We start from the raw sequence: 22,882 nt of genomic DNA on the forward strand, positions 1-22,882 counted from the left end.
TCGTTCGAGCAGACCACATGGCCAGCAGCGACCTCGAAGCCCAGGACAAGGACAAGCTGCCGCTGACGCCGGAAGGCATGGCGGCGGAGTGGGCTGCCATGCCCGACATCGTCGACGAGGACGGTGGCGAGACGGAAGCCAATATCGATCGCCTGATGAATCAGGACGAGATCGATACGATGCTCGGCTTCTCGGCCGGAGACGACGGCAAGGGCGGCCGCAACGGCATCCAGGCGATCGTCGATTCCGGCTCGGTCACCTATGAACGCCTGCCGATGCTCGAAATCATCTTCGAGCGCCTGGTCCGCCTTCTCTCCACCAGCCTGCGCAACCTGTTCAGCGACAATGTCGAGGTGACGCTGGAGGGCATCCGCTCGGTGCGCTTCGGCGACTACATGAACTCGATCTCGCTGCCGGCGATGCTCGCGGTGTTCAAGGCCGAGGAATGGGACAATTTCGGCCTCATCACCATCGAGTCCGCCCTCACCTATTCGGTGCTCGACACCATGCTTGGCGGCAAGCGCGGCCAGTCGGCGGCGCGCGTCGACGGGCGCCCCTTCACCTCGATCGAGATGAACCTGCTGCGCCGCGTCATCGGCGTCGTGCTCGGCGATGCCGAGGCCGCCTTCAGGCCGCTCTCGCCGGTGAACTTCAAGATCGACCGGATCGAATCCAATCCACGCTTCGTCTCGATCTCGCGCCCGGCCAACGCCGCCATCCGCGTCGAATTGCGCTTCGACATGGAGGGCCGCGGCGGCTCGCTCCATTTGCTCCTGCCCTACGCCACCATCGAGCCGATCCGGGAATTGCTGCTCGAAAGCTTCATGGGCGAGAAGCTCGGGCGCGACCCGATCTGGGAGAATCACCTCGCCACCGAGGTCTGGCAGGCCGATGTCGCGGTGAAATGCGTGCTGCACGAATGCACCATGCCGCTCAAGCGGGTGATGAAGCTCGAGATCGGCGACACGCTGATGTTCGACGCGCGCCCCGACTCCGTCGCTTCGCTGCGCTGCGGCGAGTTCATCGTCAGCGAGGGCCGGATCGGGCGCGTCGACGACAAGATCGCCGTCCAGGTCGTCAGCCCCCTGCGGCGCTCGAAGACGACCATGGCCGCCTTCGACACCAGCCATCTCAATCCGGCGTCCTGACCAGGGAGTTCCTGCACCATGACCATCACCCTGATCGCCGATGTGCTGGTGGGCTGCCTGCTGGTCGCGACCATCATCACCTGCTTCGTGCTCTCCAAGCGCATCGAGCGGCTGAAGGCCGATGAGAGCGCGATGCGCCAGACCATCGGCGCCCTGATCTCCGCTACGGACACGGCCGAGCGCGCCATCGCCGGCCTGAAGCTGACGCTCGGCGACTGCGACCGCACCCTCGGCGAACGCCTGCGCACCGCCGAGCGTTACGCCGCCGACCTCGCCCAGCAGATCGAGGCCGGCCAGGGCGTGATGGAGCGCATCGGCCAGATCGTCAGCGCCGCCAGCATGGTCGCCGCCAAGCCCGAGCCCGTCTCCGAGAAGCCGGTCGTCTCACGCATGGCGAGCGCCGCCGACGCCGCCGCCGCGATCCGCGCCCGCGCCGCCCGCAGGCTCGAAGGCCAGGCTGCGTGATCCAGTCGCCCCGCCTGATCCCGGCCGTCATCCTCGGCGCCATGGGTCTCCTGGCGCTGAAGCTGCTTGCCTGGTCGGCGGAACCCTCTCCGAGCAAGGTACCACCCAGCGCCCAGGTCGTCGCCGCAAAGCCTGAGAAGGAGGTCTGGGGCCTGGCCAAGATCATTGCCAAAGCCCATCAGCCCGACGTCTTCATGGATCCCGAGACCACCGGCACCATCGACCCGCCGTCCCCCAAGGTTGTGCCGGAGGAGCAGGCCAAGCGCGACGCCAGCCCGAACAACAAGGCCGGCCTGATGAACGGCACGGCTCAGCCGGTTTCGCCGGCGGAAAAGGCCTTGCTCGAACGCCTCGGCCAGCGCCGCGAGGAGATCGACGCCCGCATGCGCGAGCTCGACATGCGCGAGAAGCTGCTCGATTCGGCCGAGAAGAAACTCGGCGGCCGCGTCGACGATCTCAAGGCGCTGGAAGAGAAGGTTGAAGGTCCGCGCAAGCAGGAGGCCGAGGCCAACCAGGCCGTCAAGAACCTGGTGATCATGTACGAGACGATGAAGCCGAAGGACGCCGCCCGTGTCTTCGACCGGCTGGCGCTCGACATCCTAGTTCCCGTCGTCCAGCAGATGAGCCCGCGCAAGATGTCGGATGTGCTGGCCGCCATGTCGCCGGAGGCGGCAGAGCGGCTCACCGTCGCGCTCTCAGTGCGTGGACGTCCTGCTGTCGCCACCGAACGCGCGCCAGCCGCCATGCCGGCAGGCAATGAGCTGCCGGCGATCGAGCCCGCCCCGCGCCGCTGACCACCCGGCCGGTTTGGCTTTGCCCAGACAGGCCGCACTGCGATCAGGTCATGGGTTCGACAGTCACTGCTGAACCGAGATGCCACTCTCCTTGATGATCGTCGCATAGGTCGAAACGTAGCGATCGATCACGGTCTCGAACTCCGCGCCCGATCGGGCCAGTACCGTGAAGCTCAGATTCTGGAGACGCTCGCGCACATCCGGGCGCGTCAGGGCCGCGAGCCAGGCGCGCTCCAGTGCGTTGCGGGCGGCAGCTGGCGTATCACGACGCACCATGATGCCGAACCAGCTGTCGGAGAGCAGATCCGGCAGGCCAAGCTCGGTGAATGTCGGGACATTGGGCAGCTCCCGTACGCGCTTGTCGGCGGTGACCGCCAGCGCGATGAGCTTGCCCTCCTCGATCGACTGGACGACGTCCGGAAGATTGCTGAGCGCAAAATCGATCCGGCCGGCGAACAGGTCGACGAAGAGCTGCGCGGTGCCGTTATAGGGCGCATGGACGGCTTTGCCGCCGATCAGGCGCAGGAAGTGCTCGGAGCCGAGATGCGGCGAGGTCCCGATCCCGGGGCTCCCGTAAGTCATCGAGTCGCCGCTCTCGCGCAGGCGCTTGACGAAGCCTGCCCAGTCAGTCTTCAGCGACGGCTCGACCACGAGGACGTGGGGCACCACCGTCGCCTGCACCACCGGGACGAAGGCACGCTGCCAATCCGCGGTCCGCGTCCGCAGCGTGATGTTCGCCGCGAAGCTGTTGGCGATCATCAGCATGGTGTGCCCGTCGGCCGGCGACTTCAGCGTCTCGGCCCCGGCGATGACGGTGGCGGCGCCGGCAATGTTCTCGACCACGACGGTCTGGCCGAGCGTGTCCTTGAGGCTCTCCTGCGCCAGCCGGGCGACCGGATCCATCGACGTCCCGGCCGTGAAAGGCAGGATCAGCCGCAGCGGCCTCGTCGGTCGCCATTCGGTTTGCGCTCTTGCCTGGTCCGCTCTTGCGAGAGCCGGAGCGGTCAATCCCGCCAGGAGCAACGCGCGTCGATCAAGCAACATCGGGGCTCTCCAAGCATGAGATCGTCAAAGCTGTTGCCGGCTGCATTGCGTTCCCGTTCCGGCAACACGCGCAGCCAGGTCGCTTCTGGTCAGAACTGCGCTTCGATCACGATCTCTCGCGACAGACCTCTCACATCCATCTCGTAGTCGAGGACAGCCACCGGAGGCCGCGAGAAGTGCCAGGTCAGGCCACGACCGAGACTGGTGATCGGCAGGAGCACGTCCGCCAGGAGCGGGTGAATGTCACGAACCGTGTAGATGTTCGCGACCGTGGCATCCTGCCAGCTATGGCCGAGCCCCGTCAGGCGGTGCTCCATCTCGCCCATCACCCATTCGGCCTTGGCGCGCACGCCCTCGGGGGAGGCATCGCCCGGCCGGATCGTACCCTGCGCGTAGCTCGCGCCGCCTTCCGGTGCCCTCGCCGCTGCCGGCCACCACGAAGCTCGCCCGCGCCGAGGCATCGGGAACGGTATAGCTGAAGGCATGGAGCGATACGGTGTCCGGCTTGCCGAGTTCGGGGCAGATATTCGTCCGGGCGACCGGGTTCACCTTGCCCTGCAGGACCCCCCATTGATCGAGTCGGGAGGCATAGAGCCGGTTGAAGGCGTCGAACCCACCCTCCGAGAAGGGCTCGGGCGAGCGCAGCTCGCAGGCGCAGAACGCCGTCAGCGGCCTGCCGACCCGCTTCAGATGCGCCTCGATGATAGCAAGGCCCTGGTCCAGCGCGACCGGGGTCGCCAGTTGCGCCCGCTCGATCCGGAAGCCGGGCTGCGCCGCAACGCCACCGGAGTATTGGAAAACAGCAGGGATGAACCGGTAGCTGCCGTCCTGGCTCGGTTGCGTCGAATACATCAGATCGGCTCCCCCACAATGTTCTGATCATTTCTAGAGGGAGCGAAGATCGGCCAGCCAGACTGGAATCGCGAAGAGATCGTTGCCGTTCCGGCAACAGTTTCTTACTGTTTAGCCAACAGGTTCGCTTGCGCCGAAAGGCTCCTTGCATGTCGCTCACCCGCTATCGGTATTTCGCGCTCGTCGCCGATCACGGCTCCGTCCGCGAAGCTGCTGATGCGCTGCGCGTCGCCCCGTCGGCGATCAGCCGCCAGGTCGCCAGCCTCGAAGAGGAGTACGGCACGGCCCTGTTCGAGCGCCGGGCGCGCGGCATGCGGCTGACCACGGCGGGAACGGCGGTCCTCGAGACGGCTCGCACCATCCTCGACAGCGTCCAGACAGCCCGCTCCGCCATCGATGAGCTCCAGGGCATGAAGCGCGGCCACGTGCGCGTCTGGGCAGTCGAAGGTGCGCTCGATGATTTTCTCTACCCTGCCCTTGCCGCGTTCTCGACCGCGCATCCGTCCGTGAGTTTCGAGGTCATGGTCGCGAGTTCCGACCAGCTCGTGCAGCGTCTGCTCGACGACGAGGCCGATGTGGTGGCCGCGTTCAACCCGATCCTGCACCGGAGCGTCCTGTCGCTCGCCGAGATCGCCGACCCGCTCGTCGCCGCCGCGCACCCCGACGACGCGTTCGCGCAGCGTCAGTCGACGACCATCGCCGAAATCGGTGAGGCGCGCCTGGCCCTCCCCGACCGGACTTTCGGCCTGCGGCGCCTGGTCGATGACGTCGCGGCGGCGACCGGCATCGCGCTCAAGCCGGCCCTCGTCACGAACTCGATCGAATCGCTGCGCTCCTTTGCGCGGGCAGGCATGGGCGTCAGCATCCTGACGCGGTGCGCGACAAGGCGGGACGTCTCAGAGGGCCGCCTCGTCGCGGTGCCGATACGCGGGCGCAATCTGCGCAAGGCCTGCGTCAAGATCTGCGTCAGGAACGGCCGAACCCTGTCCCCTGCAGCACGAGCGCTCGCGCAGCATCTCGCCCGCAGCGCCCGCGCCTATGCTGCCAAACATGCATAGAGCGCGCTTATTGGCGACATGAATCCGTGGCCCAACTTCGTCAGAGCTTAACCCGCCGTTATCCTTGACGGGCTAGCCTCCGCGCAGGTTGGAGCGGCCTGTCGCCGCTCCGCCATCGCGTCGAGTTGAGTAGCGGTCGTGCGTATCCTGCGGTCCCTGAGCTTCGGCATTGGCCTGGCGGCGCTGAGCCTCGCTGCCGGCTTCGTCGCGCCGGTGGCAGCGGCCACCGCGACCTTGCGCGGCGAAGCCATGCGCGCCGGCTTCGGCCGCCTCGCCTTCACCTTCGACGAACCGGTGACCACGCGCGTGCGGGTCTCGAACGGCGTCGTCGTCATCGGCTTCAGCCAGCCGGTGAAGCTCGATCCGGGCCGGCTTGCCGCCGAACTGCCGAATTATGTTTCGGTCGTTCGGATCGATCCCGACGGCCGCGGCCTGCGCCTTGCGCTCGCCCGTCCCTATCGCGCCAACCTGCTCGAAGCGGGCGACAGGGCCTTTGTCGACCTGCTGCCCGAGAACTGGACCGGCCAGCTGCCGGGCCTGCCACCCGAGATTCTCGCCGAACTCACCCAGCGCCTGCGTCTCGCCGAGGCGCGCGCCCGCGAGATCGCCCGCGCTCCGGCGATCCCGCCGAAGCCGCTCGGCTTCCGCAGCGCCCGCCTCCCGACGCTCGATCGCCTGATGTTCTCGACGCCGCCGGAGACCATGCTCACGCCCGTTCTGGGCGACGGCAAGCTGACGCTGAGTTTCGACCAGCCGCTGGCGGTGACGCCGTCGCAGATCCGCAGCCTCCTGCCGGCCGACTTCACGCTCGAGCAGGCGACGATCCAGGACGATCAGACACAGCTCGTCTTTACTGTGCCGAAGGATCGCCAGCTTCGCAGCTTCCGCGACGACGCCGGCTGGACCGTGGATCTGCCGCACCCCGGCGCCGCCATCCCGCTCTCGCTGGCCGATCTGCAGGCTGCCCCGCCAGGCGGGAGCAGGCCGGTGGACGCCAAGGCGCCCGAGCAGAAAACGGCCGCAGCATCGCCGCCCCCTGCCCCGAAGGCCGATACACCACAGGCCCAGCCCAAGCCGGTGGCTGCCTCAGCCGCCGCCGACGTCCCGCCCCGCGATATCGAGATCGCCTCCGCCGCCGACGGCGATGGCGGCCGCATCGATTTCCGCTTCTCGCGGCCGACGGGCGCCGCCGCCTTCGCCGAGCCCGGCCGGGTCACGCTGGTCTTCGACACGCGCGACACGCTCGACCCTGACAAGCTCAAGGGCGTGCTGCCCGCGCTGGTCCAGGACGTCACCGTCACGCGCGAGGCCAAGGTCACGATCGTCAGGCTGAAGATGCGCCGCCAGCAGATCGTGCGGCTCTCTGATGACGGCCCGCAATGGTCCCTGACCTTCGGCGACAAGGCCGGTAAGCCCGCCGGTGCGCTCAGCCCTCGCCGTGATGCCGACGAGCGCGGCCAGACCATCGTCAACGTGCCGGTGCCAGGCCTGACCGGCGTGCACTGGCTCGATAACAGCGAGGGCGGCCCGACGATCGCGGTCGCGACCGCGATGGGGCCGACGCGGGCCGTCTCGAAGCCTTATCGCTTCGTCGAATTCGGTCTGCCGCAGAGCGCTCACGGCGTCGTCGTCAGCGCTATCGCCGACGATCTCGCGGTGCGCGCCGACACCGACGAGGTGCGGATCGGTCGCCGCAACGGGCTGATCATCAGCCTCGACGCCGAAAAGCCGAGCGAGGCGGAGAAGAAGAACGCTGCGGCTGCCGCCCTGCCATTGCTCGACAGCGAGGTCTGGTCCGCCTTGCATACGGCCGATGTCCGCGATCGCGCCGCAGCCTTGCTGCGCGAGGTCGCTGGCGCCTCGCGTGGACGCAAATCCGAGACCCGGCTGGCGCTGGCCCGCTTCCTGGCGGCCAACGGCATGATATCGGAAGCCGCCGGGCCGCTGAATGCGCTCCTGGCCGACGATGCCGCGATGCGCGGCAACCGCGACGCGCTCTTCCTGCGCGGCGTCATCGCCTCCCGCATGCACCGCAGTGCCGAGGCACTGAAGGCTTTCGAGGCCGCACCGATCCGCGACGAGGCCGAAACCGGCCTCTGGCGTGCCCTCGCCGAGCAGCGGCTCGGCCGCAACGCCCAGGCGCTCGCCGGCTTCCGCCGGGCCGAAGGCAGCCTCGACCGCTACCCTCCCGATCTCCAGGCCGAGTTCCGTCCGGCGATGGCGCGAGCCGCGCTTGCGTCCGGCGAGGCGACGGTGGCGGAAAAGCAGATTGCGCGTCTCGCCGAGATGTCCGAGGAACTGGTGAATCCCGAAGAGCTGGCGCTGCTGCGCGCCAGGCTTGACGATGTCAGCGGTCGGCCGGAGGCCGCGCTCAACGGCTATCGTCCGCTCTTCGAGGCGAAAACCCGGCCCGTTTCAGCCGAGGCGCAGTTGCGCGCCGTCAAGCTCGCTCGGGCCGAGAAGCGCACCGACCTGCCAGTCGGCGAGGCCATCGCCCGGCTGGAGACCGTCTCGGCGATCTGGCGCGGTGGTGAGGTCGAGATCGAGACGCTGGCCGAGCTCGGCCGCCTCTATGCCGAGCAGCAGCGCTGGCGCGACGCCTTCCAGACGGCGCGGCGCGCCAACGAGGTCTTCCCGGAGCATCCGGCGACGCGGCTCCTGCACGACGAGACCGCCCAGCGCTTCGAAGCGCTGTTCAGCGATCCCAATCTCGAAAAGCTGCCCCGGCTCGACGCGCTCGCGCTGTTCTACGACTTCAAGGAGTTCCTGCCGATCGGCCGGCGCGGCGACGAGATCACCCGCCTGCTCGCTGACCGCCTGGTCGAGCTCGACCTGCTCGACCAGGCCAGCGACATCCTGCAGTACCAGATGGATCGGCGCTTGACCGGCGCGGCGCGCTCCACCGTGGCGACGCGGCTCGCCATGATTCGATTGATGAACGGCAAGCCGGCCGAGGCCCTGCAGGCGATCGTCTCGACCCGGCTCGCCGAGCTGCCGGCCGACGTCAAGCGCGCCCGCCTGCTGCTCGAGGCCAAGGCGCTGTCCGACCTCTCACGCACCGACCAGGCGCTCGACCTGATGGAGGGCGAAAGCGGACCCGAGGTCGATCGGCTCAACGCCGACATCCTATGGAGCGGGCGGCGCTGGCGCGAGGCCGGCGAAGCGCTCGAACGCATCCTCGGCGAGAGCTGGCGCGGACAGGCACCCCTCAGCGACGGCGAGCGCGGCGACGTGATGCGCGCCGCAATCGGCTATGTCATGTCGGACGAGGCACTTTCGCTCGACCGCCTGCGCACCAAGTTCGCTGGCAAGATGGCGCAGGGTGCCGATGCGCGCCTGTTCGGCTTCGTCACCGGCGCGAGCCGCGCCAACGCCGCTGATATCCGCGAGGCCGCGCGTTCTGCCTCCGGCTCCGACACCATGACCGACTTCCTCAAGGAATACCGCAAGCGCTACCCGGCCTATTCCAGCTCCGTGCGCGAAAGGCGCAAGGCCGGCGAAGCGGACGCCGCCAATGCCGGCCCGCGGCCGGGCCAGGGCTGAGCCGTCGCGTCAACTGCCATAGCTCTTGACCAGCGAGCCGGCGACCAGTCCCCAGCCGTCGACCAGCACGAAGAAGATCAGCTTGAACGGCAGCGCCACCGTCACCGGCGGCAGCATCATCATGCCGACCGACATCAGGGATCGAGGCGACCACGAGGTCGATGATCAGGAACGGTACGAACAGCAGGAAGCCGATCTCGAAGGCGCGTCGCAGCTCCGAGATCATGAAGGCCGGCACCAGCACCTGGATCTGAACCTGATCGGGACGCTCGGGTGGGGGCTCGCGCGACATCTCCATGAACAGCGCCAGATCCTTTTCGCGCACATGCTTCAGCATGAACTCGCGGAATGGCACGATGCCGCGCTCGAACGCCTCCTGCGGCTGCATCTGCCCGGCGATCAAAGGCGCGCCGGCGACGCGGTAGGCCTCCTTCAGGGTCGGCGCCATCACGAAGCCGGTCAGGAACAGCGAAAGCCCGATGATCACGGCGTTGGGCGGCGCGGTCTGGGTACCGATCGCCGAGCGCAGCAGCGACAGCACCACCGCGATTCGGGTGAACGAGGTCACCATGATCAGGATCGACGGCGCCAGCGACAGCACCGTGATCGCGGCGATCACCTGCAGCGCCCGCTCGGTGACGCCGCCTTGGCCGAGGTCGAGCGAGAGCGTCTGGGCCTGCGCCGCGGCGATGGTTCCCAGCGCCCCCAGCACGACGGCGAACACCGCCGGCCAGCGCAATCTCCGTCCCGTGGGTATCCGCCTGCCCATCATCCGTCCCCACCCGAATCAAGGCGCGGGTTCGGGGAACGCTAGAGCAAGGCTCTGGGGCGGGCGAAGGGGGTTTGCGTCGCTATCCCCTGCCGCCTTCGCGGCCGGGAGGTGGCTCAGCCTTTCGGCTTGGGATCGCGCCCGAGCAGCCGGGCGAATTCCGCTTCGATCGCATCGACCGAGAACGGGTCGTCCTCAGACGGCTTGGCGGCCGGTTTCGGTTCGACCGGCTTGGCCCCCGCTTCCGGCTTGGTTTCAGCGGGCTTGGTTTCAGCGGGCTTGGGCTCAACGGACTTCGCCTCGGTCGGCTTGGCCTCGCTGGGTTTACCCTCGCTCTTGGCCTGAGCCTCGTGCGCATCTGCCTTGGTCGAATCCAGCTCGTCGTCGAGCACGTCATCGAAGACCGGCGCGAACTTGGTGGGTTTGTCCTGATCCGCAGCCGGAACCGGCGACGCCTGCTCCTTTGCCGGGGCAGGCTTCTTCTCCTCAACCTTGACCGGCTCGATGGCCGGCGGCTTCGGCGGGGCGAAGACCGGCGGGGCGACCATTGGGGCTTCGGACGCGGCCGGTCGGGCCGGTGCAGGCTTCAGCCCCAGCGCCATTTCGAGCTCGGCCTCCATATCCAACGCCGGCCGAGCGGGCGCAGGCGTCGGAGCCGGCGGCTTGGCAGCGACTGGCGGAGCCTGCGGCACGGGGGGCGCCGGCGGCGGAGCGGCTGGCTTCGGCGCAGGCGCCTCGGGCTCAGCGCGCGGAGCAGCCGCACCAGGCCGCACGGCGGAGAACGGACGCTTCAAGGCCTCTTCGAGCTGGCGGGCCATGTCGCCGAGCTCGCTGGCGCTGGCGGCTGGAGCCGGATCGCGAGCCAGGGTGGCGCTGATGCCGGCAGCCCCGGCGGCGACAGCCGGAGAAACCGGAGCCGGCGCAGGCCGCGGCGGCTGAGGCTGGGCGGCTGGGCGTGCGACGGGAACCGGAGCTGCCGGAGGCTGTGGACGCGGCGGCGGAACGGGGTCGATAGGAACGGCCAGGGCCGGGACCGGCGAAGGCGGCAGCGGACGCAGCTCCTCGGCAGCGTGCGGGCGTGACTCGGGCTCCAAGGCAAGCGGCCGCTCGGCCAGACCTTCGGTCGGCGCCGGCATTGCGGCGCGCCCACCGCTGCGCACGATATTGGTCTCGACTACGACATCGGACGCGCCGCCGATCATCACGAGGTGCTCGACATTGTCGCGCCGCACCAGGATCAACTGGCGCTGCCGGTCCAGATCGTAGACATCGACTACGCCAAGGCGCGGCTGGCGGGCTCGTCCCCCGCCCTGCCCCTTGAACTTCAGCCGGCCGCCGCTCATCCGCCGCAGGAAGAAGCCGAGCAGCGCGACCAGGAGCAGCACCACTGCGAAGGCGATGATCCAACGCAGTCCGGAGGAAAGTTCGAAGCCAAACAAAGTCTGCAAGGTCTGCCTCATGAAGCGACGCGACAGCCGCCGACCGCTCTTTGTAAGGGCGATCAGACGGATAGACGGAGTTGGCTATACCATAAGCGCCGCCAGTTCGAGAAACATGGTTAGCAGATGGTTAACATGAACTTGCAGATCGCGCCGGGTTAACCCGGCGTTAACCATGCACCCGGCAATAATTTCCTACTGCGGCAAGAGCCGGCGGGAGATTGGCAGCATGGCGAATAATGGCCTTGGCCTGATGGGAGCACTGAAGACACGCATGCAGTGGCACCAGGCGCGCCAGAAGCTGCTCGCCGAGAACGTCTCCAATGCCGATACCCCCAAATTCAAGCCGCATGACCTGCGCGCGCCCTCCCCGGCTGGCGGCGGCACGACTCTGTTGCAGACCTCGCCGATGCATCTTGGCCTCTCCGGCCAGCAAGGCGGCTTCGACCCGCGCGATCCCAAGCGCTTCGAAACGACGCCGAGCGCCAACAGCGTCAATCTCGAGGACGAGATGATGAAGGTCGCGCAAAACCAGTCCGACTATCAGCTCGCAGCCTCGCTCTACAGCAAGAGCCTCGGGCTGATGAAGATCGCGATCGGCAAAGGCCGCTAAGGAGCCACGTCATGGATCTGCTCAAGAGCCTCGCCGTCGCCGCATCCGGCCTGAAGGGTCAGGCCGGCCGTATGCGCGTCATCGCCGAGAACCTGGCCAACGCCGATTCCTCACCCGAGCGCGCCGGCGTCGACCCCTATCGCCGCAAGATCGTGAGCTTCCAGGGCAAGCTCGACCGAGAGCTCGACGCCCAGGTCGTCGAATTAGGCCGGGTCAACCGCGACCGCAGCGACTTCAAGACGAAGTACGACCCCGGCCATCCCGCCGCCGACGCCAACGGCCAGGTCAAGATGCCCAACGTCAATTCGCTGATCGAGACGATGGACATGCGCGAGGCCCAGCGCAGCTACGAGGCCAACCTCAACGTCATCTCGTCCACGCGCCGGATGATCCAGCGCACCATCGACATCCTGCGCGCCTGACGCGACCGGCTGAAGCGGAGCTACTCTCATGACCACATCGAGTTTCGCCGCCGGCGCCTACGCCTCGATGCAAGGCATGGGCACGAGCGCCCTGCTGAAGAAGCCGGCCTCGGTCGGCGGCCTCGATGGAGCCGGTGCCGGCCTGCCGGACTTCTCGTCCCTCGTTGGCAAGGCACTGGAATCGACGGCGCAGAGCGCTCGTCAGGCCGATATCCAGGCCGGCAAATGTCGCCGCCGGCCGCTCCAATGTGGTCGACGTCGTCACCGCGGTCGCCGAGAGCGAAGCGGCAATCGAGACGCTGGTGGCGGTGCGCGACCGCGTCATCGCCGCCTATGAGGAAATCATGCGGATGCCGGTCTGACGATCGTCCTATCCCATCCAACGCCGACCGGATCCGAGCCCATGACCTCCGCAGCCATCCTCGACGTCGCCCGCGACGGCATCGTCGTCTTCCTCAAGGCCGGCGCTCCGCTGATGCTGATCGCGCTCGTGGTCGGCCTCGTCGTCTCGCTGATCCAGGCACTGACCCAGATCCAGGAGCAGACCCTGGTCTACGTCCCGAAGATCATCGCGGTCTTCGCGGCCATGTTGCTGTTTTTGCCGTTCATGGGCGATGCCCTGGCGGGTTATATGGGCAGGGTCGCCGTCCGAATCGCCACGGGCGAATGAGCTTCACGCCTGCCAGCGCCACCGTCTCCTTACGGTGGGCTCCGGTCGGCGCGTCTCACTGGCGTGGGAGCCGGGTCCGCCCGATGCAGATCGCCATCCTGCCCGAGCTCAGCGCACTGTTCGTGCTGGTCTTTGCGCGCGTCGGCACACTCGTGATGCTGATGCCGGGCATCGGCGAGCGTTTGATTCTGGCGCGCGGCCGGCTTTCGCTCGCCTTCTTCGTCTCCCTCGTCATCCTGCCGATGGCGCGCAGCACGATCACCATACCGCAGGACCCGGCCGGGCTCGGTGGGCTGCTGATCAGCGAGATCCTGGTCGGGCTCGTCATCGGCGCGACCGTGCGCCTTTTAATGGGCGCCCTGCAGACCGCCGGCTTCATCATCGCGCAGACCCTCGGCCTCGGCTTTGCCGTCACCGTCGACCCGACCGGCGGTCTGCAGAACCCCTCGCTCGCCAACTTCCTCGCCATGCTCGGGATCACGCTGATCCTGGCGGCCGACCTGCACCATATCGCGCTCGCCGCCATCCATGAGAGCTACCGGCTGCTGCCTCCCGGCGGCTTTCCCGAGATCGGCGACGTGATGACGCTCGCGGTCAAGGCGATGGCGCAGGGCTTTTCGCTCGCCGTGCAGATCTCGGCGCCTTTCATCGTCTTCGGCCTGCTGTTCAATCTCGGCCTCGGCGTGCTGGCGCGATTGATGCCGCAGATGCAGGTCTTCTTCCTCGCCGTACCGGCTTCCATCCTCGGCGGCATGCTGGTGCTCCTCGCCACGGTCGGCGTGATGATGGGCGTCTTCCTCGACGATCTCGGCGCTTTCCTGCGCCAGTTCATCGGTCTGTGAGGAGGCGCAGGCATGGCCGGTGACGTCGAAAACGAAGACCGCACAGAAGAACCGACCCAGCGAAAGCTCGAGCAGGCGATCGAAAAGGGCGATGTTGCAAGATCGCAGGAGATCGGCACCTTCTTCGTGCTCTGCGGCTTCACGCTGGCGCTCATGGTCGCCGCGGGCTCGGCCGCCCGCGATGCGGCGCTCTCGCTGCGCTCCTTCCTGATGAACGCCCATCAGGTCTCGGACGATCCGACCGCCCTCTTCCATGTCACCAGCCAGGGGGTGATGACCGGGTTCGCCGCGCTCGCCTTGCCACTCGGCTTCATCCTCGTCGCCGCTCTCGCCGGCGCCCTGATCCAGCACAAGCCGCTCTGGACCACCGAGCCGATGATGCCGAAATTCGACCGGATTTCGCCGATGGCTGGGGCCAAGCGCATCTTCGGCAAGGAGGCCTGGGTCAATTTCGCCAAGGGCCTCGCCAAGATCCTGGTGGTCGGCGTCGGCGTCTGGATCGTGCTCTGGGGCGAGCGCGACCGCCTGCAGGGCTTCGCCCAGATGGATGTGCACGCTTTGCTGCCGGCCGTGCTCGTGCTGACGATCAAGCTGATGGCCGGCGTGCTCGCGATCTTCGCCGTCATCGCCATCGGCGATTTCGGTTACCAGCGCTTCACCTGGTACCAGCGCCAGCGCATGACCAAGCAGGAACTCAAGGACGAGTACAAGAACAGCGAGGGCAATCCCGAGGTTAAGGCCAAGCTCCGACAGCTGCGCGCCCAGCGCGCCCGCTCGCGCATGATGGCGCAGGTGCCCAAGGCGACAGTGATCATCACCAATCCGACCCACTACGCCATCGCCCTGCTCTATGATCAAGGCCAGGGCGCACCGATCTGCCTTGCCAAGGGCGTCGATGCCATTGCGCTGAAGATCCGCGAGGTCGCCGGCGAGCACAGCATTCCGATTGTGGAGAACCCGCCTCTGGCCCGCGCGCTCTACGCCACCGTCGAGATCGATGACGAAATTCCTGTCGAACACTATCAGGCAGTGGCGGAAGTCATCGGATACGTCTTGCGCCTGAAGCGTCGCCGCGCCTAACTCGCTGGCCGGGCAGGCGACAATATCCTGGCGCCCTGCCCTGAGTTAATCACCGACGGGCGACTGAAGGAAAACGGACCCGCTGCAATGAGCGCAAGCACGGCATCGACCGCGATCGACCGGTCCGACCGGCCCGGCCATGTCGGGATCATCCTGCTGATCGCGGGGCTCCTGGTCGGCGCCGCGATCGCGCTCGGCTTCATCGCCAATGAATGGGCGCAGCCGCTGATCCTCGGCCTCCTCGCCTTGCTTTCGGTCGTCGGCGTGTTCTGCCTGTTCGCTTTCGCGATCGGGTTGATCCAGTTCGCCGGCCGCTCGGCCCGCAACGACCTGACCAAGGCGATCGTCGACAGTGCCGACGACGGTGTCGTCGTTACCGAGGGCGACAATCGCATCGTTTACGCCAACGAGGCCTATCTCGCCTTCGCTGGCGCCCGCAACGCCAGCGAGATCGCGCCGGTCGAGCGCCTGTTCAAGGGCCGCGCCGAGGTCTCCGAGGCGATCTATCGCCTCGCCACCGCCGCGCGCGCCGGCCGTCGGCTCTCCGAGGAAATCCGGCTAGAGCCGGCCCTGAACGAACGCGGCGCCGTCGGCTGGTATCGCGTGCGCGTCTCGCCGATCACCCGTGCCGGCCGGCCCGCCTGCTTGTGGAGCGTCGCCGACGTCACCCCCGAGCGGGAGCGCCAGGAGAACGCCTTCCAGGAATTGCAGCACGCGATCGACTATCTCGACCATGCCCCGGCCGGCTTCCTCTCGATCGATGCCGACAGCGAGGTGCCCTATCTCAACGCCACGCTGGCCGGTTGGCTCGACTATGACCTCGCCCGCTTCGGTTCAGGCGGCCTGCAGCTCGACGACATCGCCTCGCCCAACGCCGCAGCGCTGATCCAGGCCATTCGCGGCCAGCCCGGCGATGTTCGCATCGAGGTGCTCGACGTCGACCTGCGCCGCCGCAACGGCCAGTCCCTGCCGGTGCGCCTGCACCATCAGGTCGCCTTCGGCCAGGACGGGCGCGCCGGCGCCTCGCGCACGCTGGTCCTGAACCGCGCCGCCGGCGAAGCCGGGGCCGACCGTCACACCGACGCCGAGGCGCGCTTCGCCCGCTTCTTCCACGCAACGCCGATGGCGATCGCGACCGTCGACCGCACCGGCGCGATCCTGCGCTCGAACGCCTCCTTCGCCCGCTTGACCCAAGGCGGAGCCCAGCCGGCGACGATCCAGGAGCTGGTCAACGGCAATGGCGCCCTCGCCCAGGCCTTCGACGCAGCGCTCGCCGGCAAGGGCGAGATCGCCCCGCTCGACGTCGCGCTCATCGGCGAGGAAGGCCGCTCCGCCAGGCTCTATCTCTCGCCCGTTCCGGCAAGCGAGGACACCGATGGCGAACGCGCCATCGTCTATGCGCTGGAGACCACCGCCGAGCGCAAGCTCAAGGACAATATGGACCAGGCCGGCAAGATGCAGGCAGTCGGCCAGCTCGCCGGCGGCATCGCGCACGACTTCAACAACGTCCTGCAGGTCATCATCAACGCCTCGGAATTCCTGCTCGCCAGCCACAAGCCGACCGACCCGTCCTTCCCGGACATCATGCAGATCAAGCAGAACGCCTACCGAGCGGCCTCGCTGGTCAGGCAGCTGCTCGCCTTCTCGCGCCGGCAGACCTTGCGGCCGCAGGTGCTGGCGCTCGGCGACGTGCTCTCCGACCTCTCGCTGATGCTGAAGCGCGTGGTCGCCGACAAGATCTCGCTCGATGTCCGCCAGGGTCGTGACCTCTGGCCGGTCAAGGCCGACCTCGGCCAGCTTGAGCAGGTCGTGGTCAACCTCGCCGTCAACGCCCGCGATGCCATGGCGAGCGGCGGCAAGCTCCAGGTGCGCACCCGCAACGTGCCGGTGGCCGAGGTCGGCGAGCTCGGCTACGAGGCCCTCCCCGCCACCGACTACGTCCTGCTCGAGGTCGAGGATAGCGGCACCGGTATCGCGCAGGAGCATCTGGAAAAGATCTTCGAGCCCTTTTTCACCACCAAGGAGGTCGGCAAGGGCACGGGCCTTGGCCTCTCAATGGTCTACGGCATCGTCAAGCAGACCGGCGGCTTCGTCTTCTGCGATTCCGTCGTGGGGCGCGGCACCAATTTCCGCATCTTCTTGCCGCGCTACATCCCGACCGAGGAGGACATCGCAGCCGAGGCGGCCGCCAGGGAGGCGCCGAAGAAGGTCGCCGCCGACCATACCGGCGCCGGCATGATCCTGCTGGTCGAGGACGAGGACGCCGTGCGCGCTCTCAACGCCCGCATGCTGGTCTCGCGCGGCTACACCGTCCACGAGGCCGCTTCCGGTGTCGAGGCGCTCGAATTGTTCATACAGCACGAAGGCAAGATCGACCTCGTCATCTCCGACGTCGTCATGCCCGAAATGGACGGCCCGACCCTGCTCGGCGAGTTGCGCAAGCGCAGCCCCACCACCAAGGTCGTCTTCGTCTCCGGCTATGCCGAGGAAGCCTTCCGCAAGAATCTGCCGGAGGGCGAGGAGTTCCTTTTCCTACCCAAGCCGTTCACAATGAAGCAGCTCGTCGAGACGGTGAAGGCGGCGATGAGCTGAACGGCTGAGTTCGCGCAGGACTACGCCGTCTTTCCGGGACTTCGCGCAGCGAAGGGCCCGGAACCCAGAACCGATGCCGGTTGGTATGATGGCGCGGCGATCGACGCGCTTTTCTAGGGATGGCATCGGCTCTGGGTTCCGGGCTCAGGCCTTCGGCCTGCCCCGGAATGACGGCCAGCCTGATCGGAAGGCCCTAGGCCTTCTGCGCCCGGATCAGCATATGCGGACGAAAGCGCGGGAAGAGATACTCGAAAGTCCGGAACGGCAGTTTCTTCAGGCTTTCCGACGGGCTCTGCCAGAGCATCTCGACTTCCATGAGCCTCAAACCTGCATTGGCGAGGCAGGTTTCCAGCTCCGGCCGGGTATATTCGCGCCGGTGGACATATTCGTGCTCGAAATCGACATCGGCGAAGAGATCGGGCGGCAAGGCGACGATCGAGCGGTTGAAGATCAGCTTCAGGATGTTCCTCAGGCGCGCGAAATTATCGGTGGTTATGAAGATCTGCCCTGTGTCCGACAGAGCTGCACGCAGCTTGCGCAGGATCCCTGTCGGGTCCGTGCGCAGATGCTCGATATTGTCGAACCAGAAGACAGCATCGACGGCATCGAGCGGAGAAACCCATTCCGGAGCGGAGATGTCGCCGGCGAACATGCCGGCAAAATTCCCGTAGAGTTCGCCCTCGATCTTGAGGGTTTCGGCGAAATCGACGACGAAGACCGAAGCATCGAGATGTTTCTGAACGACCTCCTCGACGAAAGCTCCGCCAGCCCCAAGTGACAGGATACGAGGATTCTGCCCCAGACTGCCCAGAGCCATGTTCGCCGCGCGATACTGCCGATAGAAACTGCTCTCGAAATAGGACTTCATGTGGAATTTGCGTTTTTCGAGATCGATTGACGATCTGAATTCGTTCGGCGACAGCGCACTCATGCAGAGCGACCTTCTGAGCAATTACCGTCAAGCCAATAACGCTGACACCTTAAATAATTGCATCCGGCTTCGTAGAATTGGCGCTCATCCGATCAACGCTTTTGCCTCCTTATCAGGCACGTTGGCCCGGCCCCTGGCCTGAGCCCTTCCTGGCCGCAACGAAGGCACGACGTCTCTCCGCCATCGATCAGCATTACCAAGAGTTCATCCTGCGGACAGGCGCTCTCGGGCGGTTGGCTGTAAGGTGGCTCGTCGTCGACAGCGCTGCGCCGGGACCTTCGATGAAACGTTACGCGATCATAGCCCTTCTGGTGGCTGTCGCCGCCTTCGCCGCCTATCGCGTAATCAGGCCGCAGGACGGTCCGGAGCAGGCTCATGCGGAGCGTCGGGCGGGGCCGCTGGCGACGCCGGTCACAACCGTGCCCGCCGGGCGCGCCGATGTGCCCGTGACACGCCGCTCGATCGGTTTCGCCGAGCCGGTCGCGATCGTCGCGGTCAAGTCCCGTCTCGATGGCGTCATCGCTGACCAGCACGTCAAGGAAGGCCAGGAGGTCAAGCAGGGCGACCTGCTCTTCACCCTCGACGATCGCGAACTCAAGGCGCAGGTCGCCCGCGACGAGGCCAATGTCGAGCGCGACAAGGCCACGGTGGCACAAAAGCGCGCCGATCTCGCCCGCCAGAAGAGCCTGGTCGACAAGGGGGCCGGCACGCAGCAGGCCCTCGACCAGGCGACCGCCGACGAGGCGGTCGCCAACGCCGCCGTCAAGGCTGACGAGGCGACATTGGCGCTCGACCGCGTCCGGCTCGGTTACACCACGATCACCGCGCCGATCTCCGGCCGGCTCGGCGCCATCACGGCAACGCCGGGCAACGCGGTGCGGGTCAACGACGCCAACAGCAATCTCGTGACGGTGACGCAGCTCGCCCCGATCCGCGTCACCTTCACCCTGCCCGAGCGCGACCTGACCCTGGTGCAGGCCGCGGCGAAGGCGCAAACGCCGGCGAAAGTCACCGCCTTCGCCTCCGGCACGCGCGAGGAACTTGCCACCGGCGATCTCTCCTTCATCGATTCCGCGGTCGACATCCCCTCGGGCACGGTCAGCGTGAAGGCGCTGTTCACGAACGAGCCGCACCGGCTCTGGCCGGGGCAATATGTCGATGTTGTCGTCCAGCTCGGCATGCTGCCCGGCGCCGTCACCGTGCCCTCGGTCGCGCTGCAGGAGGGGCAGAAAGGCCCCTTCGTCTACGTCGCTAAATCCGACGACACGGTCGAGGCGAGGCCGGTCAAGGTCGCCTCCAACGAGAACGGCGTCGCAGCGCTCGCATCGGGGCTGTCGCAGGACGAGAAAATCGTCACCGAGGGCCAGTCGCGGCTGGCGCCCGGCGCCAAGATCAGGCTGGCCGCCCCGCCAACCAGCAATCCTTGAGGGCGCGCCATGTCGGTCTCCGCCTTCTGCATCCGCCATCCGGTCGCGACGATCCTGATGTCGTGCGCGCTTATCCTCGGCGGCCTGTTCGCCTGGCGCTCGCTGCCGGTCGCGGCGCTGCCGCGGGCTGAGTTCCCGGTCGTCAACGTCTCCGCGCAATTGCCCGGCGCCTCGCCCGAGATCATGGCGACCTCGGTGGCGACGCCATTGATCAAGCAGTTCGCCACTATCGCCGGCATCGACTCGATCGCGACCACCAACGCGCTCGGCACGACCTCGATCGCGATCCAGTTCGCGCTCGACCGTGACATCGACGCCGCGGCCGCCGACGTCCAGGCCGCCATCGCCCGGACCCAGCGCCAGCTCCCCGTCGACATGACGACGCCGCCGAGCTACCGCAAGTTCAACCCCGCCGACGCCCCGATCCTGCTGCTGGCGCTAAAGAGCGAGGTCACCCCGCTCTCCAAGATCGACGCCTTCGTCCAGCAGGTGCTCTCACCGACGCTCTCCACGGTCGAGGGCGTGGCCCAGGTCCAGATCTTCGGCAGCCAGAAATACGCGGTGCGCATCCAGGTCGACCCGACCGCGCTCGCCGCCCGCGGCATCGGCATCAACGATCTGCAGACGGCGATCACCGCCGCCAACGTCAATACCCCGGTCGGCACCATGCAGTCCGGCCCGCAGCAGTTGACGATCGAAGCCGAGACCCAGCTTGCCAACGCCGCGCACTTTGCCGACATCATCATCGCCACCCGCGACGGTCGCCCGGTCCGGCTCGGCGACGTCGCCAAGGTGATCGACTCAGTCGAGAACCTCCAGCTCGCCAGCTGGTATGATGGTTCGCGCGCCCTCGTCGTCGCGGTTTTCCGCCAGCCCGATGCCAATACCGTCCAGGTCGTCGACCGCGTCAGGACAGCGATCGGCCAGATGCAGTCGCTGCTGCCGCCGGCGACCACGCTCGGTTTGCTCAATGACCGTTCCGCCTCGATCCGCCAGGCGGTCGAGGATGTGCAGTTCACGCTCGGGCTGACGATCGTGCTGGTCGTCGCGGTGATCTTCCTCTTCCTGCGCCGCTTCACCGCGACGCTGATCCCGGCCGTCGCCGTACCGATCTCGCTGATCGCGACGCTGGGCGCGATGTACCTGTTCGACTTCTCGATCGACAACATCTCGCTGCTCGGCCTGACGCTCGCGGTCGGCCTCGTCGTCGACGACGCCATCGTCATGCTCGAAAACATCGTCCGGCATATGGAGGAGGACGGGCTCTCGGCCTTCGACGCGGCGCTGAAGGGCTCGAGCGAGATCGGCTTCACCATCATCTCGATCTCGCTCTCGTTGGTCGCCGTCTTCATCCCGGTGCTGCTGATGGGCGGCGTGATCGGGCGCGTCTTCAACGAGTTCGCCGTCGTGGTCACCGTCGCCATCCTCGCCTCGGCCTTCGTCTCGCTGACGCTGACGCCGATGATGTGCGCGCGGCTCGGCGCCAGCGCGGCCGGCCACGGCGAGGGTAAGGACCGGCTCGCCTTCCTCGAACGCGGCTTCGACGCCGTGCTCGGCGCCTACCGCGCCGGCCTCGACCTCAGCCTGAAATACCGGCGCGTCGTGCTGATGATCTTCGTCGCCAGCGTCGCCGCCAGCGCCTGGCTGGTGATGACCATCCCCAAGGGCTTCTTCCCGCAGGAGGATATCGGCCAGTTGCAGGTCGCGACCGAGGCGCGCCAGGATATCTCCTTCGACGCCATGTCGGCGCTGCAGCAGAAGGTCGAGGAGGTCTTCCGGCGCTCGCCCTATGTCGCCCATGTCGCCTCGACCATCGGCTCAGGCGGCTCGTCCGGCAGCCTCAATGCCGGGCGGCTCTTCGTCGAGCTGAAGCCGAAGGCGCAGCGCCCGCCCTTGCAGCAGATGCTCGCCGACCTGCGCCGCGAGCTCGCGGCCATTCCCGGCATCGCGGCCTACATGTCGCCTGTGCAGAACCTGAACATCGGCGCGCGCTCCTCGAAGAGCCAGTACCAGTTCGTGATGCAGGCGATCGACCAGGCAGCACTCTCCGACTGGTCGGGCAAGATGCTGGAGGCACTGCAGCACGACCCGCTCTTCGTCGACGTCACCACCGACCTGCAGAACAAGGCCCTGCTCGCCAACCTCGTCGTCGACCGGTCCAAGGCGCAGTCGCTGGGCATCAGCGCCGACGTGCTGCGCTCCAGCCTCTATTCCGGCTTCGGCGTGCGCCAGATCTCGACGATCTATACGACCAGCGACAGCTATGAGGTGATCATCGAGTTCAATCCCGACATCGAATGGTCGAACGACCGGCTCGATCAGGTCCGATTCCGCTCCGCCTCCGGCGCACTCATCCCGCTCGGCACCTTCGCCAGGATCGAGCGCAAGGCCGGCCCCCTGACCGTCAACCAGCTGGGCCAGCTCCCGGCCGTCACCCTCTCCTTCAATCTGCCCGCCGGCCGCGCGCTCGGCGAAGCCGTCCAGCGCATCGACACGATCAAGGCCGGACTTAACCTGCCGCCACAGATCGGCACCAGCTTCGCCGGCGTCGCCAAGACCTTCGAGCAGTCGCTCGGCAACCAGGGCCTGCTGATCGCCGGCGCCGTGCTGACGATCTACATCGTGCTCGGCATTCTCTATGAGAGTTTCATCCACCCGCTGACCATCCTGACCGGCCTGCCGGCAGCGGCGCTCGGCGCGCTTCTGACGCTGAAGCTCTTCGGCCTCGACCTATCGGTCATCGCCGTGATCGGGCTTTTGATGCTGATCGGCATCGTCAAGAAGAACGCGATCATGATGATCGACGTCGCGCTCGAATTGCAGCGCGCCGGCGAGCCACCTGAAACCGCGATCCGCGAGGCGTGCCTGCGCCGCTTCCGGCCGATCATCATGACGACGCTGGCGGCGATCCTCGGCGCCTTGCCGATCGCGATCGGGGCCGGCGCCAGCGCCGAACTGCGCCAGCCGCTCGGCCTCGCCGTGGTCGGAGGGCTGATCGTCTCGCAGGTGCTAACCCTGTTCATTACCCCGGTGATTTTCCTGGCCATGGAGGGCCTCTCGCGTCGGCTCGGCGGCTCGAAAACGGCCGCGCCCGCCATGGTGGAACCACCGCGCGCAGCAGGTTGATCAGACGCTGGCCGCAGTGGGCGGAGGTTCCAACACCTGCCCGGCATGCGCGGTTTCCCAATGGCGG

Annotated in this window: 18 protein-coding genes and 2 pseudogenes; 14 read left to right on the forward strand and 6 right to left on the reverse strand. The window is 67.1% G+C overall.

Annotated elements, in window-relative coordinates; genetic code table 11:
- Positions 1-17: 17 nt before the first annotated feature.
- From fliM to QO058_RS04760, 3 genes are read left to right on the forward strand one after another with little or no spacing between them, the layout of a single operon-like run.
- Positions 18-1,148 (forward strand): flagellar motor switch protein FliM, encoded by a 1,131-nt coding sequence (fliM, locus tag QO058_RS04750; protein ID WP_284170680.1) that lies wholly within the window; start codon positions 18-20, stop codon positions 1,146-1,148.
- Positions 1,149-1,166: 18 nt separating this feature from the next.
- Entirely contained in the window at positions 1,167-1,613 is a 447-nt protein-coding gene (locus QO058_RS04755; RefSeq protein WP_284170682.1) for a DUF6468 domain-containing protein, read from the forward strand.
- Positions 1,610-2,407 carry a MotE family protein gene (locus QO058_RS04760; protein WP_284170683.1) on the forward strand — a complete coding sequence of 266 codons (798 nt, stop codon included), beginning with the start codon at positions 1,610-1,612 and terminating at the stop codon, positions 2,405-2,407. Before QO058_RS04755 ends, QO058_RS04760 begins: the two co-directional genes overlap by 4 nt.
- 63 nt (positions 2,408-2,470) lie before the next feature.
- Here the strand turns inward: QO058_RS04760 and QO058_RS04765 are convergent, their stop codons facing one another.
- The 3 genes from QO058_RS04765 to cnbZ form a co-directional block, all read right to left on the reverse strand.
- Positions 2,471-3,310 (reverse strand): Bug family tripartite tricarboxylate transporter substrate binding protein, encoded by an 840-nt coding sequence (locus QO058_RS04765; RefSeq protein ID WP_284170685.1) that lies wholly within the window; start codon positions 3,308-3,310, stop codon positions 2,471-2,473.
- Positions 3,311-3,540: 230 nt separating this feature from the next.
- On the reverse strand, positions 3,541-3,768 hold the full coding sequence (locus QO058_RS31005; protein WP_347975892.1) for a hypothetical protein: 228 nt from the start codon (positions 3,766-3,768) through the stop codon (positions 3,541-3,543).
- A complete protein-coding gene (gene cnbZ / locus QO058_RS04770) occupies positions 3,737-4,303 on the reverse strand; it encodes a 2-amino-5-chloromuconate deaminase CnbZ (protein ID WP_347975894.1) in 567 nt (188 codons plus the stop codon). The genes QO058_RS31005 and cnbZ overlap by 32 nt, the downstream gene beginning before the upstream one ends.
- A 149-nt stretch (positions 4,304-4,452) precedes the next feature.
- On the opposite strand from cnbZ, the gene QO058_RS04775 reads away from it, so the two are divergent.
- Both QO058_RS04775 and QO058_RS04780 read left to right on the forward strand, forming a co-directional pair.
- Positions 4,453-5,361, forward strand: coding sequence for a LysR family transcriptional regulator (locus QO058_RS04775; protein WP_284170687.1), 909 nt, complete (start codon positions 4,453-4,455; stop codon positions 5,359-5,361).
- A gap of 138 nt (positions 5,362-5,499) precedes the next feature.
- A complete protein-coding gene (locus QO058_RS04780; RefSeq protein WP_284170689.1) occupies positions 5,500-8,904 on the forward strand; it encodes a tetratricopeptide repeat protein in 3,405 nt (1,134 codons plus the stop codon).
- 9 nt (positions 8,905-8,913) lie between these two features.
- Here QO058_RS04780 and fliP read toward each other — a convergent pair.
- Positions 8,914-9,676: pseudogene (fliP, locus tag QO058_RS04785) on the reverse strand (flagellar type III secretion system pore protein FliP).
- Between the two features lie 113 nt (positions 9,677-9,789).
- On the reverse strand, positions 9,790-11,121 hold the full coding sequence (locus tag QO058_RS04790; RefSeq protein ID WP_284170690.1) for a flagellar biosynthetic protein FliO: 1,332 nt from the start codon (positions 11,119-11,121) through the stop codon (positions 9,790-9,792).
- A gap of 220 nt (positions 11,122-11,341) precedes the next feature.
- On the opposite strand from QO058_RS04790, the gene flgB reads away from it, so the two are divergent.
- From flgB to cckA, 7 genes and pseudogenes are all read left to right on the forward strand, one after another.
- A complete protein-coding gene (flgB, locus tag QO058_RS04795; protein ID WP_284170691.1) occupies positions 11,342-11,725 on the forward strand; it encodes a flagellar basal body rod protein FlgB in 384 nt (127 codons plus the stop codon).
- A gap of 11 nt (positions 11,726-11,736) precedes the next feature.
- Positions 11,737-12,147, forward strand: a complete 411-nt coding sequence (flgC, locus tag QO058_RS04800) for a flagellar basal body rod protein FlgC (protein ID WP_284170692.1) — start codon at positions 11,737-11,739, stop codon at positions 12,145-12,147.
- Between the two features lie 28 nt (positions 12,148-12,175).
- A pseudogene (gene fliE, locus QO058_RS04805) lies at positions 12,176-12,509 on the forward strand (flagellar hook-basal body complex protein FliE).
- 41 nt (positions 12,510-12,550) lie between these two features.
- Complete coding sequence (fliQ, locus tag QO058_RS04810; protein WP_092162364.1) at positions 12,551-12,817, forward strand: flagellar biosynthesis protein FliQ; 267 nt, start codon at positions 12,551-12,553, stop codon at positions 12,815-12,817.
- Between the two features lie 83 nt (positions 12,818-12,900).
- Positions 12,901-13,659, forward strand: coding sequence for a flagellar biosynthetic protein FliR (gene fliR, locus QO058_RS04815; RefSeq protein WP_284170696.1), 759 nt, complete (start codon positions 12,901-12,903; stop codon positions 13,657-13,659).
- A gap of 12 nt (positions 13,660-13,671) precedes the next feature.
- Positions 13,672-14,739: a flagellar biosynthesis protein FlhB gene (gene flhB, locus QO058_RS04820; RefSeq protein WP_284170698.1), complete on the forward strand. Its 1,068-nt coding sequence runs from the start codon at positions 13,672-13,674 to the stop codon at positions 14,737-14,739.
- An 87-nt stretch (positions 14,740-14,826) separates the two neighbouring features.
- A complete protein-coding gene (gene cckA / locus QO058_RS04825) occupies positions 14,827-17,331 on the forward strand; it encodes a cell cycle histidine kinase CckA (RefSeq protein WP_284170700.1) in 2,505 nt (834 codons plus the stop codon).
- A 193-nt stretch (positions 17,332-17,524) separates the two neighbouring features.
- Here cckA and QO058_RS04830 read toward each other — a convergent pair whose 3' ends face one another.
- On the reverse strand, positions 17,525-18,262 hold the full coding sequence (locus tag QO058_RS04830) for a methyltransferase domain-containing protein (protein ID WP_284170702.1): 738 nt from the start codon (positions 18,260-18,262) through the stop codon (positions 17,525-17,527).
- A 281-nt stretch (positions 18,263-18,543) separates the two neighbouring features.
- Here QO058_RS04830 and QO058_RS04835 point away from each other — a divergent pair, with 281 nt between their 5' ends.
- Together QO058_RS04835 and QO058_RS04840 are read left to right on the forward strand one after the other, a co-directional pair.
- A complete protein-coding gene (locus QO058_RS04835) occupies positions 18,544-19,689 on the forward strand; it encodes an efflux RND transporter periplasmic adaptor subunit (RefSeq protein ID WP_284170704.1) in 1,146 nt (381 codons plus the stop codon).
- 9 nt (positions 19,690-19,698) lie between these two features.
- On the forward strand, positions 19,699-22,815 hold the full coding sequence (locus tag QO058_RS04840) for an efflux RND transporter permease subunit (RefSeq protein WP_284170705.1): 3,117 nt from the start codon (positions 19,699-19,701) through the stop codon (positions 22,813-22,815).
- Positions 22,816-22,882: the final 67 nt, after the last annotated feature.

This window comes from Bosea vestrisii, from assembly GCF_030144325.1.
Taxonomy (GTDB): Bacteria; Pseudomonadota; Alphaproteobacteria; order Rhizobiales; family Beijerinckiaceae; genus Allobosea; species Allobosea vestrisii_A.

Bases quoted from the DNA above. Each gene is read 5' to 3' on its own strand.
- fliM (WP_284170680.1), top strand. From the start codon at position 18: ATGGCCAGCAGCGACCTCGAAGCCCAGGACAAGGACAAGCTGCCGCTG.
- QO058_RS04755 (WP_284170682.1), top strand. From the start codon at position 1,167: ATGACCATCACCCTGATCGCCGATGTGCTGGTGGGCTGCCTGCTGGTC.
- QO058_RS04765 (WP_284170685.1), bottom strand. From the start codon at position 3,310: ATGGATCCGGTCGCCCGGCTGGCGCAGGAGAGCCTCAAGGACACGCTC.
- QO058_RS31005 (WP_347975892.1), bottom strand. From the start codon at position 3,768: ATGGAGCACCGCCTGACGGGGCTCGGCCATAGCTGGCAGGATGCCACG.
- cnbZ (WP_347975894.1), bottom strand. From the start codon at position 4,303: ATGTATTCGACGCAACCGAGCCAGGACGGCAGCTACCGGTTCATCCCT.
- QO058_RS04775 (WP_284170687.1), top strand. From the start codon at position 4,453: ATGTCGCTCACCCGCTATCGGTATTTCGCGCTCGTCGCCGATCACGGC.
- flgB (WP_284170691.1), top strand. From the start codon at position 11,342: ATGGCGAATAATGGCCTTGGCCTGATGGGAGCACTGAAGACACGCATG.
- flgC (WP_284170692.1), top strand. From the start codon at position 11,737: ATGGATCTGCTCAAGAGCCTCGCCGTCGCCGCATCCGGCCTGAAGGGT.
- fliQ (WP_092162364.1), top strand. From the start codon at position 12,551: ATGACCTCCGCAGCCATCCTCGACGTCGCCCGCGACGGCATCGTCGTC.
- fliR (WP_284170696.1), top strand. From the start codon at position 12,901: ATGCAGATCGCCATCCTGCCCGAGCTCAGCGCACTGTTCGTGCTGGTC.
- flhB (WP_284170698.1), top strand. From the start codon at position 13,672: ATGGCCGGTGACGTCGAAAACGAAGACCGCACAGAAGAACCGACCCAG.
- cckA (WP_284170700.1), top strand. From the start codon at position 14,827: ATGAGCGCAAGCACGGCATCGACCGCGATCGACCGGTCCGACCGGCCC.
- QO058_RS04830 (WP_284170702.1), bottom strand. From the start codon at position 18,262: ATGAGTGCGCTGTCGCCGAACGAATTCAGATCGTCAATCGATCTCGAA.
- QO058_RS04835 (WP_284170704.1), top strand. From the start codon at position 18,544: ATGAAACGTTACGCGATCATAGCCCTTCTGGTGGCTGTCGCCGCCTTC.
- QO058_RS04840 (WP_284170705.1), top strand. From the start codon at position 19,699: ATGTCGGTCTCCGCCTTCTGCATCCGCCATCCGGTCGCGACGATCCTG.